This is a genomic window from Egbenema bharatensis FJBBOT/2019 (assembly GCF_048077055.1).
Lineage (GTDB): Bacteria > Cyanobacteriota > Cyanobacteriia > Elainellales > Elainellaceae > Egbenema > Egbenema bharatensis.
In genome coordinates this window covers 7,231,890-7,247,250 of sequence record NZ_CP182236.1, presented here as the reverse complement: position 1 = coordinate 7,247,250, position 15,361 = coordinate 7,231,890, and the positions used below count along the sequence as shown (strand labels likewise).

Here is a 15,361-nt window from a genome sequence, read left to right as displayed (position 1 = left end):
TGCTGAGGGAAATCACTGCACGCCGCTGCTACCCGCCTGAGCCGCCTGCTGAGTCGTGTACATCGCCCGTAAAACTAACGCTGGATCGACCCAGTTTTCGTCATACTTCAAGCCCCAGTGCAGATGGGGCCCCGTGGTGCGACCCGTCATCCCAACTCGACCAATGCGACCCCCTGCGATGATTTCCTGTCCTTCCCAGATTTGAATCCCGCCATCTCGATCGATCATGTAACGACCCCGGCTATCTTCCTCCACATGACCGCGCATATGGCAGTAGATGTGCATCCAGGGGCCAGACTGGACGACGACCGAAGTGCCGCAATTGCTATCGTCTGAGACTTCAATCACCTCACCGCCCCACCAGTTGCGGATGTAGCTGCCGTCAGGAGCGGCCATGTCCAGCCCATAGTGAAACTCAGTGGAGTAGCCGCCATCGGGAGATTGACGATAGCCAAAGGGAGAAGTATACGCCTGAAAGTCTTCAACCGGAAATGAGGCTCCATACCAGTCGTTGGCAGCGATTTGCTGGGGAGAAACCTGGGAAACGGGTTCCTGTGGAGCGACTTCACTCGTATTCACCGCTACCAGTTGCCGTTCGGAAGTCGATCGCCCCTCTGGAGTTTGAGCCTCTGGAGTTTGAGCCTCAGAATCAGAGGATGCTTCCGATGAAGTAGCCGAAGCTGCATCCGAAGTTGAAGGCGAAAGTCCGGTGCCCAGGGTCGGAAATTCAATCTCCGTGTCGTCCCCTGGGAAAGGGACAGATTGAATTTGCTCAGTGATTTCCAGGACGGGATCAGTAGGAACCAAACCCAGTTCCAAAGCTCTGACAACGGCTTGCCCGGCTTGCAGGATCAACACACTACACAAACCTGCGCTCATCAAAGCCACTAATTTTTTGAATCGTCTACCAAACGTTAACTTCATACCGATAACGGAGATCTTGGTTCACATCCTCACAATACAGACGGTTTGAACCCCTTCAGGGATTCCCGTCCCAGACGATCGACCTTGAGGCTATTTAATCTTCAGACATTGAATCTGCAAGAATCGATCGCCTATTCCTTGCTGACTCACCCTGACCTGTATCCGTCACCCCTGATATCCGTTCGACAACCCTTCATCAGGAGTTAGAAGTCAGGAGGAACACGGGATAGGCAGTATTTCTGCTGACAGGTATCAGGGCACTTCAGTTTTTTCCCTGAGCAAATTTTATTCTTTATTCATTAAGAATAACGAGTCTTTTCGTAAATGTACCCGGAATTGAATTAAGTTTGCTTAATAATTTCTTTAAATTCCCCCTAAGCTCTTTAAGTCGGTACATCTGGTTTACGGACAAGCGAACTGCGCTATGGAGTACTGGCAAATTCGTTTCAGTATAAATTTTTTGCCCTCCATTGAGATGACGCAGGTATGACGTTCTGATTGCAATCTTATTACAGACCTACTCCGGCTGGGCGATCGCATTCAGCTTTGGCGATCGGAGTCTGCGCTCTGATGTATCTCTGTTTTGCGTTTACAGGATCAATAGCTCACGGGCAGCACCAATAGCTTACGGGCAGGCAAGATGCCTGCGCTACGGAAATTATGTTTATTGGCATCTTTGAGGCATCTTTAAATGGGAACATGTCACCTTTGAAAGTTTACCCTCATCCCCCAGTCCCTTCTCCCTAGGGAGAAGGGGATCGGAAGTTCCTCTCCCAAAGGGAGAGGGATTTAGGGTGAGGGCTGCAAAAGTGACATGCTCCCTCTTTAAATTGGCATCAATTTCGCATCAATTAGGGGTTGCTGCCTCTGTAATCTCCTCCCATATGCACGGATTGGTGCTCGGGGTGATGAATATAGGAGGTAGAAGTAGGGAGGAAAGATAAAGATTCCGACAAGTTCTCCATCGCCGTTCTTCTTTTTTCAACCAATAGCCGATAGCCTATTGTTTATATTTTTGTTGATATTTTCACCTGTAGCCTCTAGCATTTTGCAGTCCCCCATGCTAACTGCCCTCACTCAAAGCCATTCCGGCACCTTAACCGATCGCGTCCGAGACTTGCCTGTCACGCAGTTTATGGAACTGTTACGGCAAATTACCGATGAGTTTGAGCATTTTCTGAAGGCGATCGAGCTAATCAATACCGAATCTTTGGAGTTGATGCTCGAACAACTGCTGGAGGCCTTTACCCTGAAAATCGGGCAAATTCTTCAGGCAGACCGTACCACGATTTTTCTCGTTGATCGGGAGCGGGAGCAACTCTGGTCAAAAATCGCTCAGGCGGAAGATGGAGAAGTCCTGGAACTGCGAGTGCCACTGAATTCTGGGATTGCGGGTCATGTGGCAACGACGGGAGAAGTGTTGAATATTGCCGATGCCTACGCCCATCCCCTCTTCAACAAAGAAATCGATCGGGAAACGGGGTACCTCACCCACAACATTCTCTGTATGCCCATTTTCAACACCAAAAAAAATCAGGTGGTGGCGGTGGTGCAATTGCTGAATAAGCTGGGGGACAGTCCCTTTTCAGCAGAGGATGAGCAGCAGTTTCGGGAGTTTGCTGAGTCGATCGGCATTATTTTAGAGAGTTGCGGTTCATTCTACGTGGCAGCTCGCAACCAACGCGGCGTGGCAGCCCTGATGAAGGCCACCTCCTTTCTGGGGCAGAGTTTAGACCTGGAGAAAACCCTGCAAGTGGTGATGAATGAAGCCCGCAACCTGATGCACGCCGATCGCAGCACCCTGTTCATGATCGATCGAGACAAGGGGGAGCTATGGTCGAAGGTGGCGAAAGCCGATGGCAAAACCATGATGGAAATTCGGATTCCGGCCGATCGCGGGATTGCGGGCTATGTGGCCTCTACCGGGCAAACGCTGAACATTCCCAATGCCTACGACGATCCCCGCTTTGACCCCACGATCGATCAGCAGACCGGATACCGAACGCGAAATATTCTCTGTATGCCGATCTACAACTCAGAAGGAGTGCGGATTGGCGTAACGCAGTTAATCAACAAAAATCAGTCCAACTTTACGAATTCTGACGAGGAGTTCATGCAGGCGTTCAACATTCAGGCGGGCATGGCCCTGGAAAACGCCAAGCTGTTTGAAAGTGTGCTATTGGAAAAGCAATATCAAAAAGATATTCTGCAAAGCCTTTCGGATGCCGTCATTTCCACTGATATGCAGGGCCGAATTGTCACGATTAACGATGCTGCGTTACACCTGTTGGGCTGTGCGTTGAATGCTTCAAACTCTTCGCCTGATCGATCGCAATGGGAGGACTGGATTCCCCAACTGCTGGGTCGTCTGGTCTGGGAAATTGTCCCGATCGACCATTTGCAGTTTCGCCTGGAAGACAGCCTCAAGACCGGAGCCAGACACTATGTGCCTGAACAAAGCCTGGTCGTTGGTGTGGGAGAAATCCAGGATCCGGAGTCTGGCAAGGTCAAGCTCGTTTTAGCCACCCGCGATCGCCAAAACCCCAACGCCTTCATCCCCTGCTGGAACGACCCAACGCTTCTCCCGCCCGATTCCCCCTCTCCCCCGACTCCCGACTCCCCCCTCCCAACTCCGGACTCCGGACTCCTGACCATCCAAACCTTTGAACGCAGTATCAACCTCACCGTCAGTCCGCTTACCAATCCTGAAGGAAGCGTTCGAGGTGGGTTGGTGGTTTTGGAGGATATTAGTCAGGAAAAACGGATGAAGGCGACGATGTATCGCTATATGACTCCTGAGGTGGCAGAGCGGGTGATGGCCCTGGGCGATGATGCCCTGATGGTGGGGGAACGGAAGGAAGTCACCATCCTGTTCTCGGATATTCGCAGCTACACCTCGTTAACCGAAAAAATGAATGCGGCTGATGTGGTGGCGTTGTTGAACAACTACTTTGAAACGATGGTGGAAGCCGTCTTTAACTTTGATGGGACGCTGGATAAGTTCATTGGCGATGCGCTGATGGCGGTATTTGGGGCCCCATTACCGTTGGAAAACCATGCCTGGATGGCGGTGCAGTCTGCGTTGGATATGCGACAACGGTTGGCAGCCTTTAACCAAAAGCGAGAAACGATCGGTTTACCGCCGATCCGGTTTGGGGTGGGAATTAGTTCGGGTGAAGTGGTATCAGGAAATATTGGTTCCCAAAAGCGGATGGATTACACGGTGATTGGGGATGGGGTGGATATCAGTTCCCGCCTGGAAGGTGCAACCAAGGAATACGGATGCGACATTATCCTGAGCGAATTCACCTATCAGTTTTGTCAGGAGAAAGTTTGGGTTCGGGAATTGGATTGTGTGCGGGTGAAGGGGAAGACCAAACCAATTCGGATTTATGAACTAATTGACGATCGCAATCGAGGACTCGATCGTCCCTTGCAGGAATTTATTCAGCTTTATCAGGCTGGGCGAGAAGCCTATAACCAGCGCAACTTTAAGGCGGCTGTGCAGTACTTTGGGCAGGCTCAACGGTTGAAACCTGACGATCGGGCTACCGCGCTATTACTGCACCGGGCAAGTCATTATTTGCAAGAATCTCCGCCCGCATCCTGGGATGGTGTGTATGCTGTGCAGTCGAAGTAAAACCCACCCTTCCCCTCCCAAGAGCTACCGTGTACACAGATCTTGACTGAGAGGCTCAAACCCTGATAGATCCCCCTAAATCCCCCTTAAAAAGGGGGACTTCTAATCCGGTTCCCTCCTTTTTAAGGAGGGTTAGGGAGGATCAAACCCAGTCGTGGCTAGAGCAGATGACTTGTGTGTACACCGTAGCTCCCAAGCGGGGATTTTTATTGCCATTGCCCAAGAGATGGGCAGACAGATGTAAGCCCCCTTCTCTGCCTGCCGTCTCTCCGGGGTAGGGTATGTAACTAGCCCTGCACCTAGACTAATCTGAGATGGCGAAAAGTTTACTAAGCTGGGATGAAGACTGACGAGAAATTCGTGAAACTACGGATTATTCTTCAACGGTTCCCAGCTTTGCCTGCAATTCATCCTTAATCCGATTCATAATCGAGGTTTCATCCAGCGTCGATAGGATCCGATCGATCACCACTTTCGGCCCATCTGGCCCCCAGGAAGCTCCATTAGCCAGGTAAACTTTGATCACCTGGCCAATGCCGTAGGTCGAGACTCCAGCAATGGCAGCCTGAGTGATGGCAACCGAAAGGTAGGGAGCCAGGGATAAGCCGCCTGTCGCAGGAGCTGAAAGTCCCAGCAGGCTTTTGAGGGAACCTAGCCCAAAGGTAATCAACAGTTCGCTGGCGGTAATCCCCCCCAGGCTGAGGGCGATTTTTTGTAGCAGACCAACTGCCCCTTGTTCCGTCATGGGAATCCCGTAGAGGCGAGATAGGGTCACGATCAGAGCCACATCGATCGCCGCTCCACTGAGCAAATCCACAACGGTAATAGGATTAATTGCAGTGGTGATGGCCTTGGTCATGACTCCGCGCCAGATCACCTGATTGGCATTTTGATCGCGGATTTCCAGCTTGCGGTGTACCAGTTGGGCATTCACATCATCGGTGTAGAGCATGGTGTTGAGGGCAACCAGGGCCTTCCCTTCCCGATTCAGGATTTCCAGAATTTTCAGCTTCACCTGCTCTACTTGCGGTTCTCCCCGACTCAGGTTGGGAACCAGTTTGCCATCGGGACGACGCACAGCTCTGGCCATGAGGGGAGAGGCCGCTGCCATGACAATTTCCTCCGGCGACAGCAGCTTTTTCACTCGATCGTCTCGAATTTTTTCGTAGATGGCAATGCGATCGGCTTCAGGATACTGATCAATTTTGTTCAGGACTAACAGGATCGGTTTGCTCGCCTGACGCAGTTCTGACAATGCCTCAAATTCAACTTTGGTAATATCTCCAGCGATCACAAACAGGATCAAATCTGCCTGTCGGGCAATCTGCTGCGCCAATGCCTCGCGGGTTTCCCCATCCACTTCATCAATGCCAGGGGTGTCAATCAGTTCAATCCGGGAATTGCCTAAACCGGGTAAAGTCACAGTCCACAGATCATGATCACTACTGCCGATCGCCTCTCGCTTGGCACTCCACTGGGCGGTTTGGATCGTCTGCGTGACTCCGTGGGTTGGGCCTGTCTCAAAAATGTTTTGTCCCAACAGCGCGTTCAACAGCGAGGATTTCCCCCGTCCCACCATGCCAAACACGGCAATGTGAATCACCTGGCGATCGAGCTTATCCAGCATTAACTCCAGGCTTTGAATTTCTGCCTCTAAACCTTCTCGTTCTTTGGGGGTGAGATCCAGTTTTTTCACCAGTTCCCGCAACACCTCCTGCGCCTGACGATAGTTCAGTTCTGCCTGAATATCGCCGAAGCTTTGAATTGCCTGATCAAGATCGGTGGTGAAGTCGTGGTTTGAAGTCATGAAATGGGAAATCGAGAATGGGAAATCGAGAATGGGGAGCCAGGAACCGGAAATCCTGCGCTTAACTTCTCCAGTGTGACAGATGCGAAGAATAAGCGTGGCTCTTCTCAAGATAGGATGTCGGTATTGCCTTTCTCCCTATCTGCTATCCGCTTCAATGATTAACCCGTCCATGCCTGCCGCAACCCAGCCGCCCGACCTGCAAACCAAATTAGGGTACGGAGTGGGAGAAATGTCGAGTGAAATTCCGGGTAGTATCCTGGTTTTCTTTTTGCTGTTTTTTCTAACTAATGTCGCTGGCTTGAACCCTGCCCTGGCCGGTTCAGTGTTGTTGGTCGGAAAGGTTTGGGATGCCATTAATGACCCGTTGGTCGGTTGGCTCAGCGATCGCACCCGTTCTCCCTGGGGACGACGGTATCCCTGGATGGTCTGGGGAGCGGTTCCCCTGGGATTGTGTTTTGTCTTGCAGTGGTGGGTGCCCCCGCTGTCGAATCAAATCGGGCTATTTGGCTATTACAGTGCGATCGCTTTTCTGTTCTATGCTGCTTCAACGGCGGTGATTGTGCCCTACTCGACCCTGGCCGCTGAACTGACTCGTCATTACGATGAACGTACCAGCCTGGTTAGCTATAAAGCCGCCTTTAGCATTGGCAGCAGCATTGTTGGCTTAATCCTGGCGCAACTGATCTTTACGGTGATTGCGGATCCCCGTAACAAGTATCTCGTCATGGGGGGCATCTGCGGCGGGCTGGCAACGCTGGCGGTATTCCTGTGCATCTGGGGAACTTACCGCCGGTTTCGAGAGATTGAGTCTGAACGGGCTTTGGTGGAACGTCCTACGGCTCCTCCCTTTTGGTGGCAGATGCGGGTGGCGTTGAGAAATCGTCCTTTTCTTTATGTGGTTGGGATCTATCTCTGCTCCTGGTTAGGATTGCAGGTGACAGCGGCGATGCTACCCTATTTTGTGGTCAATTGGATGGGGCTACCGGAGCACCACTTCACGCAGATGGCTCTGGTGGTTCAGGGAACGGCTCTGCTGACGATGCTGGTCTGGGGATGGTTGGGTCAAAAATTCGGTAAACGGGCAATCTACTGCATGGGGATTCCGCTCACGTTAATTGCTCAGGCTGGATTGTTTTTCCTGCAACCGGGGCAGATCGGCTGGATGTACGGATTAGGTGCCCTGGCCGGGGCAGGACTGGCAACCGCCTATCTGGTGCCGTGGTCAATGCTGCCGGATGTAGTCGATCTGGATGAACTGAATACGGGACAGCGGCGCGAAGGGATTTTCTATGGATTCGTGGTGCAATTAAAAAAAATTGGGGTGGCGATCGCCCTGTTCGTGGTCAGTGCAGTCCTGGAGTGGGCAGGTTTAGTATCGGGTGGAGCGGATCAGGTCACTCTGACCCAACCGGATTCCGCCTTGCAGGCGATTCGCTGGCTGGTTGCCCCTGTGCCCAGTATTGTGCTAATTGGGGGACTGGTGTTGGCGTATTTCTACCCAATTACGCGAGAGCGGCATCAGCAGATTGTGATGCAGTTGGGGAAAAGCAGCGATCGTTTCAAGAAACGCAGTCCTAGCCCATTGCGGTTGATGGGAGAAGCGGAGTCCAGGGAGTAGATGGCTCAAATCGGAGATAGACTGTGGAAATATAGATTATCTTTATCGATAGATCCGAAAACAATGAGACAATATTAGGCTTTGGAGCCTCTAACAGCCCGCAAACTGGATGAGTGCTAGGTGACTTTTTGGAAAAGCAGGACAGACTCAGATGGACGACAAGTTAATGTTAATGATTCCCGGCCCCACTCCCGTACCGGAGCAGGTGCTACTGGCCATGGCCAAGCATCCGATCGGGCATCGCAGTGGGGATTTCTCGAAGGTCATTGCGGAGGTGACAGAGGGACTCAAGTGGCTGCACCAAACGCAAAATGATCTGCTGATCCTGGCTTCTAGCGGGACTGGGGCGATGGAAGCAGGCATCATCAACTTTCTGAGTTCGGGCGATCGCGTGTTAGTCGGCACTAATGGTAAGTTTGGCGATCGATGGGCCCAGGTGTGCGAAGCCTACAGCTTGAATGTCACCCGGATTTCCGCCGAGTGGGGTAAACCCCTTGACCCAGAAGAATTCCGCACTCAGCTAGAGGCAGACACCGACAAGCAAATTAAAGCGGTGATTGTCACCCACAGTGAAACCTCAGCGGGGGTTCTCAACGATGTAGAAACCATCAATCGCCATGTCAAAGCTCACGGAGCCCTGATTATGGTGGATGCTGTGACCAGCTTAGGGGCAACCACTGTGCCGATCGATGAATGGGGATTGGATGTGGTGGCTTCTGGGTCGCAAAAGGGTTATATGCTGCCTCCCGGATTGGGCTTTGTTGCCGTCAGTCCAAAAGCCTGGGAAGCGTATCCCCATGCAAACTTGCCGCGTTTCTACCTGGATCTGGGCAAATACCGCAAAGAGGCAGCGAAAAACAGCCATCCCTTCACGCCTCCCGTCAATATGTTCTTTGGGCTGCAAGTGGCTCTGAAAATGATGCAGAAAGAGGGGCTGGAAAATATCTTTGCCCGGCATCAACGGCAGATGAACGCGACTCGTGCTGCCATGCGCGCGCTGAACTTGCCCCTGCTGGCTCCCGATTATGCAGCCAGTCCAGCCATTACCTCGGTGGCTCCGGTCGGCGTTGAGGCGGAGCAGATCCGATCGGTGATGCGAAAACAGTTTGATATTGCTTTGGCAGGTGGACAGGATCATTTGAAGGGTAAGATCTTCCGCGTCGGACATTTGGGCTTTGTCAGCGATCGAGATATTTTGACGGCCTTAGGGGCGTTGGAAGCGACGTTGCAGAAGTTGAACTATGACTTTACCCCTGGAGCAGGCGTATCGGCCGCGGCGAAAGTGCTAACGGCTTAGGTCTGAATCAATCCCTTTAAACGATTAAGAGCGAGTCTTGTAGTGACCCGCTCTTTTTTAGTGTATTGAGTTGTGGAATGCAAGGGAGCAATACAGTGTTGATCACTCAACATATTCATCCTCCTTGAGGGAGACTATGAGGTTTGCGCCGTTTCTAACCAATCAAAAATTCGATCGAGTTGATCCAGGGTAATCAAACCGTATTGCCACAAAATCATGGGTAATGGTCCGGGGTCTTGCTCTCGATAGCGCAGGGCGATGGCGATCGAGGAGGAGGATAAAGCCAGATCCTCTTGGAGAAAACGAATTAAACGGGAATGACTTGTCGGGTTCATATCAGCAGCTCACCTCCTTATATAATTGAGATTTGTATATGGTTGAGATTTGTATCTAGTTGAGATTCTGAGTCAGGGTTCCCAAATAGCTCACGTCCCACTCTTGATTAACACAATCCTGATTCACCCCATCCTGAGCTAAAACCGCAACTTTCGATTAGCCGTTTCTTGCTGTAACCGTTTCTTGCGATCGGGATGACTTTGAGATGCTCAAGATTTAAGTATCAAGGATAGATTAAATCTTGAAAGTTGGACTGCATCTTCCGAAAGATTACCTCCATTTTTATTTGGGCTATCCCAGATCACGATCGGTTACTCCGTAGAACCCGAAACGATTGTAAACTTCCGAACAAGGCTCCTTGGAGCAGTGATGCTGTCTGGGGCAAGAATTAGAGTCCCTCCATTGCGCTGCTTCTAGGAGGAGAATGATAGCAGATTGGCAATCTTCTATACAGGTCTAATGCACTAATTTTTCTCGCTAAACACAATAAATTTTGTGAACCCAGCTTGCCACACCTGAAAGCGGTGGATCTCAGGCGTTAATCAGCGTCAATCAAAGAAGCGAATCTGCACCCGATCGCCCACTGCTAAACCCAGTTCAGCCGCTCGTCCCGCCCGCAGTTCAATCACCTGATCAATTCGGGTGGGAGTATCTGGGCCGTAGGTGGGACAGGGATCCGCCTCGCAGGGTTGGGCACTGTCGATGATGGTCAGAACTTCACCCTCTCGCAGAAACACCATGTCGAGGGGTGAGGGGGTATTTCTCATCCAAAATCGAGTAAATCGGGGTGGGTCAAACACAAACAGCATCCCACGATCGTCGGGTAATGGCGGACGGTGCATTAGCCCCTGGGACTGTTGTGCCTGAGTCCTGGCCACTTCCAGTTGAATAATTTGTCCGTTGATATCAGCTTCAGCAGAAATGGGTAACACCTGGGCTTGTCCAGCTTGAGGTTCAGGAGATTGGGCGATCGGAGTTGCTTCGGCAGGTGCGTGGGTGTCACCTGAGGTGGGTGAGGTGGGTGGGGTTGAAGAAGTGGGTGAAGTGGGTGGGGTCACTGCACTACAGCCCAACAGCAGTATTAACCCAAGGCTGGCTAAATAATTCATTCGAGAAATAGGTCGCATAACATCTACTGACAATCTCTGTTAATGATCTTGGGAGCATCCCAGTTTTGCAGCAACCCCTTTCCCCATGAGGGCGATCGGCATAGAAAGATCCGGTGGAATCAGACGTTGGAACCCACCCCTAACCCCTCCCAGGAGGGAAACTTTGGGAAATCCCTACTCAACCCGGAGAATGTCCATCAAATCCCCTTTTGGGAGGGGCAGGGGTGGGTTAATCTTCACCGTATTACAAAAGTGGGATGCTCCCATGATCCTGGTTAAGGATCTCTATTAACGATCGGGTTTTATCCGTTCAGGTTCCTGCTTCGGGGGATGTGGACATATAACGTACCCGCTGGGGGCGCAGGGATACGCGGATATGTAACACACCCGCTGGGGGCGCACTGCTGTGCGCCCTTACTTCTTGGAGATAGTGATCTAGGTCTCCCGCAGGACATATCCCACCCCACGCACGGTTTGAATCAACCGTTTTTCTCCCTCATCTTCAATCTTGAGGCGCAGGTAGCGAATATACACCTCGATCACATTGGACTCGCCCATAAAGTCGTACCCCCAAACATTCTCCAGAATTTGTTCACGGGTCAACACCTCACGGGGATGCTCCATCAGGTACTTGAGCAACTCAAATTCCTTCATGGTTAGGTCAATCACCCGCTCATGCCGCATCGCTCGCCGCGTTGCCAGATCCAACACCAGATCGCCAAACCGCAATTGCTCGTTGCTGGGGGCATCGGTTTGCAGATACAGCCGGACGAGCTTGAGAAATTCTTCAGTCCGGTAGGGTTTGAGGAAGTAATCGTCGGCCCCTGCCTGCAAGCAGGCCACCCGATCGTCCACTGCATCCCGCGCCATCAGTAGCAAGACTGGCATTCTGGCCCCGCTGCCCTCAGGTGAGTACAGAGGGATAATCCCGATTCGCCCGACAACATCCGATCGACCACCACCAGAGCGGGTTGAAACTCCTTTACCTGCCGTAGCCCATTCGGCGCATCAAAGGCCACGATCGTCTCATAACCAGACTCCCTTAAATCAGAGCTGATATGGTGCGCCAATGCTTCGTCGGTTTCAATCACCAACACACAGGGACTCCGATCCGAGGGAGGATTCATATCAAGCACCACGAGGTATGACTCCTCTGTTTTACCAGTTCTGAGGCAAAGTAGCGTAGTCAATCGACCACAGCCCATTGTCCAGGCTGAAACCTACGGCAACTCTACCGAGGTGGGTTTGGCAACGTGGGGTAATCCCCAGCCCAGCTTCTCCCGCAGCACCTGGAAAAATTCGTTAGGACGCAGGCGAATGAATCGAGCAGAATAGGGCGATCGCACTACCCGCACCTGATCGTCAGTCAAAACCGCACAGCCCGCATTGCCATCAACCACCATCACCAACGGGTTGTGATTCGCTGGATAAATCGCCACGGGTTCATGATCGCCAAACACCAGGGCCCGCGATGCCAGGGAATGCGGGCAGATGGGCACCAGTTGCAGGACAGACACCCCCGGAGCAATGACAGGGCCGCCTGCCGAGAGGGAATAGGCTGTCGAACCCGTTGGCGTGGAAACAATCACTCCATCTGCCGCAATGTCCACCGGAGCATGGTTGCCAATGGCAATTTCAAAGTGACACATACTGGTCAACGGTTCCCGATGAATCACCATCTCGTTGAGGCAGAGGGCTTCCCAGACCAGGATGTCATCCCGAACCACCTGAACCGACAGCATGGCCCGCTCCTCAATATCGAAGGATTGGGAATGTAAGACTTCGATCGCATGGGGTAGCTGATTCACATAGGTTTCAGTCAGGAAGCCCATATGTCCAGTGTTGACCGTGAGTAAAGGAATGCCGAAGGGGGCGACCTGTCGGAAGGCCGAGAGAACCGTGCCGTCCCCACCCAGGACGATCGCAAAGGCCATATCCTGATCAAACCCTGGAGGAGCCAGATGGTTAATTGGCGTGTGGCAAATCGGGCGACCGGGCTGAGAATAGCCCAAAATTCCGCCGACCCCTGTGGCCAGACAAACTTCCCAACCGTAGTCTGTGAGCTTGTTCTCCAGTTCTTGGGCGACACGGCAAGCGACAGGCTTGATATCGTTGTAAATGATGCCAGCTTTGGGCACGCTCAGTATCCGATGCAAATGGAACAACAGGTGAGGCACCCATTCAGAACCGTAAAGACTGACTCTGGATGCCGTTCCCTATCTAGATTAGTGCTTTCAGGTCAGCTTTGAACAGCGTCTCTCTGCCAAGAATAAAACGAACTCTTGTGAAGGGCTGCCTGCACAGCTACTATCGCCATATAGATAAAATTTAGTCAGCCCACCGCAAGCCCATCAAAGGGCTGAAAACATTAAGAGACGTAACCTATCTTCAGGATGACAGATTCATTCATAAAACTTAACCTTAGTTAACTAAAAGTTATTTGTGTTGCTACAAGCTTCATAATTTGTTACAACGGACGAGAACATTGCAACGAGTGACTCCATGTTTGGTGGTCTTCTAGGTTCAAATCAATCTTCCGGAACCGACTTCGGCGAGCAAATGCTCAATACAGTCGCGGCCCAATCCATCCGGCACTTATTTACCAAGAGCGATGTGGTAGAGGTTTCTGTGCGGTGCTATCCGTCCAGTAAGCTTCTCCAGGGCAGCATCGACAGCTTCAAGATGAGCGGTCGCGGTCTAGTGATCCGGCGGCAGTTTGAGGTGGATGAAATGTCGTTTGAAACCGATGCGGTGGCGATCGACTTTGGTTCGGTGATGGGGGGCAAACTTCGGCTCAAGCAACCCACTCAGGCGGTGGCGCAAATCACCTTGAATGAAGCGGGGATTAACCGAGCATTCCAGGCGGAGCTGGTCCAAAAGCGGCTGCAAAACGTGGATTCCGAGGAGTTAACCAACCTCTCTGGGGGAGAACCCGTGACGTTTCGCAATGTTGAGGTGAAACTGTTGCCTGATAATCAGGTCAGCATTGCCGCAGAAACAGATTTTCCCAATCGCCAGAATATTCCCATTCGGTTACTCGCCACGCTGGCCGTAGAAAAGCGTCGCCGGATTTCCTTTAGCAATCCAAAATTTGATGCGGAGCAGGTTCCAGAGGATGTCAGGGGAATTGCCGGAGTTGTCTCTCAGGCCTTCGCAGAAGTGTTAGATAATATGGTCGATCTTGATCGGTTTGATCTGGACGGGGTGCTGCTGCGAATTAACCGTTTAGAGACGCACGGGAAAAAGCTAGTCTTTAGCGGATACGCTCAAATCGATCATTTTCCTGGCACATAGCATCCGGCGATCGGTTGGGTGCTGGGTGCAATCCACCGATGAGAAAAAAGACTGATGCCAACGGGTAATCTATTTACGCTAGGTGGGGTGGTGATGCTGCCCCTGCTGGGACTCTCGATCCTGGCGATCGCCCTGATTCTGGAACGGCTATTATTCTGGTTTCGTCTGGTACGACGGCAAGACAAGGTGGTACGAGAAGTTCTGGCTCTGTATCGACGCAGTGCCAAGGCGGCCATGCAAAAACTTCAGAAAAACGCAGATTTGCCGATCGCCCGGATTTTTCTGGCTGCTTTAGAACTGGATCATGCCACGTCAGATGATTTCCGACTGGCTCTGGAAAGTGCGGCTCAAGCTGAAATTCCCCTGCTCAAGCGATTTAATACGGTGTTTGAGACTGTAATTGGTGTGGCACCGCTCCTGGGGCTGCTCGGCACAATTCTGGGGCTAATTACAGCCTTTGCCTCCCTGCGGATTGGCGATCTGGGAGGTGGTTCCTCGATCAACGTTTCAGCCGGAATCAGTGAAGCTCTGGTTTCCACGGCCTCTGGACTGGTGGTGGCGATCGTCACTCTGCTCTTTGCGAACCTGTTTCGCGGGCTATACCAACGCCAGATTGCCCTGATTCAAGAGTACGGCGGGCAACTGGAACTGATCTATCGTCGTCGCTACGAGCGTGGAGGCACCTATGCGTCTTCCTGAAGAACCCGATCGCCCCTTTCAGATCAACATTTTGCCGATGATCGATGTGATCTTTGCGATCCTGACTTTTTTCATCATGTCCACCCTGTTCCTCACCCGCTCCGAAGGACTCCCCGTCAACCTGCCCACCGCAGATACGTCTGAACAGCAGCCCCAAAGCCAGCTTGTCGTGACGATCGATGCTCAAGGCGATCTATTCTTTAATCAGGAACCCATCACCCTGGAGGTACTGGAAGCTCAGGTGCGCGCCCTCGCTCTCACGGGACAGCAACCCTTCCTGATCATCAACGCCGATGAAGCTATCAGCCACGGTCAGGTGATTACCGTCATGGATCGACTGCGGGCGATCGAGGGAGTGAGGATGGCGATTGCGACCCAACCAGAGAATTAATCCAACCAGATAGTTAACCTAAGGACTGCGAATCAACTAAGCTGAAATTCTTGTGGGGTGGGCATCTTGCCCGCCCAGTCAGCGAAGTACAACGCTGCACAGGTCGTTTAATTGACGATCCTAATCAGAAAATCAACCTAACCAGAAAATCAACCTAACCAGAAAATCAACCTAACCAGAAAATTACCCAACCAGAAAATTACCCAACCAGAGAATTAGGCAAGGTCATTTCAATCCCGTTCC

At 51.9% G+C, this 15,361-nt stretch carries 11 protein-coding genes and 1 pseudogene; 6 read left to right on the top strand and 6 right to left on the bottom strand.

Features of this window, described 5'->3' with window-relative positions:
* Positions 1-12 precede the first annotated feature (12 nt).
* Positions 13-579 carry a M23 family metallopeptidase gene (locus ACM1PF_RS33680; protein ID WP_416676923.1) on the bottom strand — a complete coding sequence of 189 codons (567 nt, stop codon included), beginning with the start codon at positions 577-579 and terminating at the stop codon, positions 13-15.
* A 1,405-nt stretch (positions 580-1,984) separates the two neighbouring features.
* Here ACM1PF_RS33680 and ACM1PF_RS33675 point away from each other — a divergent pair.
* Positions 1,985-4,564 (top strand): GAF domain-containing protein, encoded by a 2,580-nt coding sequence (locus tag ACM1PF_RS33675; RefSeq protein WP_416670864.1) that lies wholly within the window; start codon positions 1,985-1,987, stop codon positions 4,562-4,564.
* 373 nt (positions 4,565-4,937) lie between these two features.
* On the opposite strand, the gene ACM1PF_RS33670 is transcribed toward ACM1PF_RS33675, so the two are convergent.
* Positions 4,938-6,371: a GTP-binding protein gene (locus tag ACM1PF_RS33670; protein WP_416670861.1), complete on the bottom strand. Its 1,434-nt coding sequence runs from the start codon at positions 6,369-6,371 to the stop codon at positions 4,938-4,940.
* 157 nt (positions 6,372-6,528) lie between these two features.
* Here ACM1PF_RS33670 and ACM1PF_RS33665 point away from each other — a divergent pair, with 157 nt between their 5' ends.
* Both ACM1PF_RS33665 and ACM1PF_RS33660 read left to right on the top strand, forming a co-directional pair.
* Positions 6,529-7,992: an MFS transporter gene (locus ACM1PF_RS33665; RefSeq protein WP_416676922.1), complete on the top strand. Its 1,464-nt coding sequence runs from the start codon at positions 6,529-6,531 to the stop codon at positions 7,990-7,992.
* Positions 7,993-8,143: 151 nt separating this feature from the next.
* Entirely contained in the window at positions 8,144-9,289 is a 1,146-nt protein-coding gene (locus tag ACM1PF_RS33660; protein ID WP_416670859.1) for a pyridoxal-phosphate-dependent aminotransferase family protein, read from the top strand.
* A 134-nt stretch (positions 9,290-9,423) separates the two neighbouring features.
* Here ACM1PF_RS33660 and ACM1PF_RS33655 read toward each other — a convergent pair whose 3' ends face one another.
* The 4 genes and pseudogenes from ACM1PF_RS33655 to ACM1PF_RS33640 form a co-directional block, all read right to left on the bottom strand.
* A complete protein-coding gene (locus ACM1PF_RS33655; RefSeq protein WP_416670857.1) occupies positions 9,424-9,624 on the bottom strand; it encodes a DUF2949 domain-containing protein in 201 nt (66 codons plus the stop codon).
* Positions 9,625-10,173: 549 nt separating this feature from the next.
* On the bottom strand, positions 10,174-10,752 hold the full coding sequence (locus ACM1PF_RS33650) for a DUF192 domain-containing protein (protein ID WP_416670855.1): 579 nt from the start codon (positions 10,750-10,752) through the stop codon (positions 10,174-10,176).
* A 417-nt stretch (positions 10,753-11,169) separates the two neighbouring features.
* Positions 11,170-11,861, bottom strand: a pseudogene (nblR, locus tag ACM1PF_RS33645) (response regulator transcription factor NblR).
* 93 nt (positions 11,862-11,954) lie between these two features.
* The gene (locus tag ACM1PF_RS33640) at positions 11,955-12,872 is read right to left on the bottom strand and encodes an NAD(+) kinase (protein WP_416670853.1); all 918 of its coding nucleotides are present in this window, start codon (positions 12,870-12,872) and stop codon (positions 11,955-11,957) included.
* Positions 12,873-13,236: 364 nt separating this feature from the next.
* Here ACM1PF_RS33640 and ACM1PF_RS33635 point away from each other — a divergent pair, with 364 nt between their 5' ends.
* Genes ACM1PF_RS33635 through ACM1PF_RS33625 form a run of 3 tightly spaced genes read left to right on the top strand, consistent with a single transcriptional unit; the run spans position 13,237 to position 15,118 of the window.
* Positions 13,237-14,028, top strand: a complete 792-nt coding sequence (locus tag ACM1PF_RS33635; protein WP_416670851.1) for an LmeA family phospholipid-binding protein — start codon at positions 13,237-13,239, stop codon at positions 14,026-14,028.
* Between the two features lie 54 nt (positions 14,029-14,082).
* Entirely contained in the window at positions 14,083-14,727 is a 645-nt protein-coding gene (locus tag ACM1PF_RS33630) for a MotA/TolQ/ExbB proton channel family protein (protein WP_416670850.1), read from the top strand.
* The gene (locus ACM1PF_RS33625) at positions 14,714-15,118 is read left to right on the top strand and encodes an ExbD/TolR family protein (protein WP_416670848.1); all 405 of its coding nucleotides are present in this window, start codon (positions 14,714-14,716) and stop codon (positions 15,116-15,118) included. Before ACM1PF_RS33630 ends, ACM1PF_RS33625 begins: the two co-directional genes overlap by 14 nt.
* Positions 15,119-15,361 lie beyond the last annotated feature (243 nt).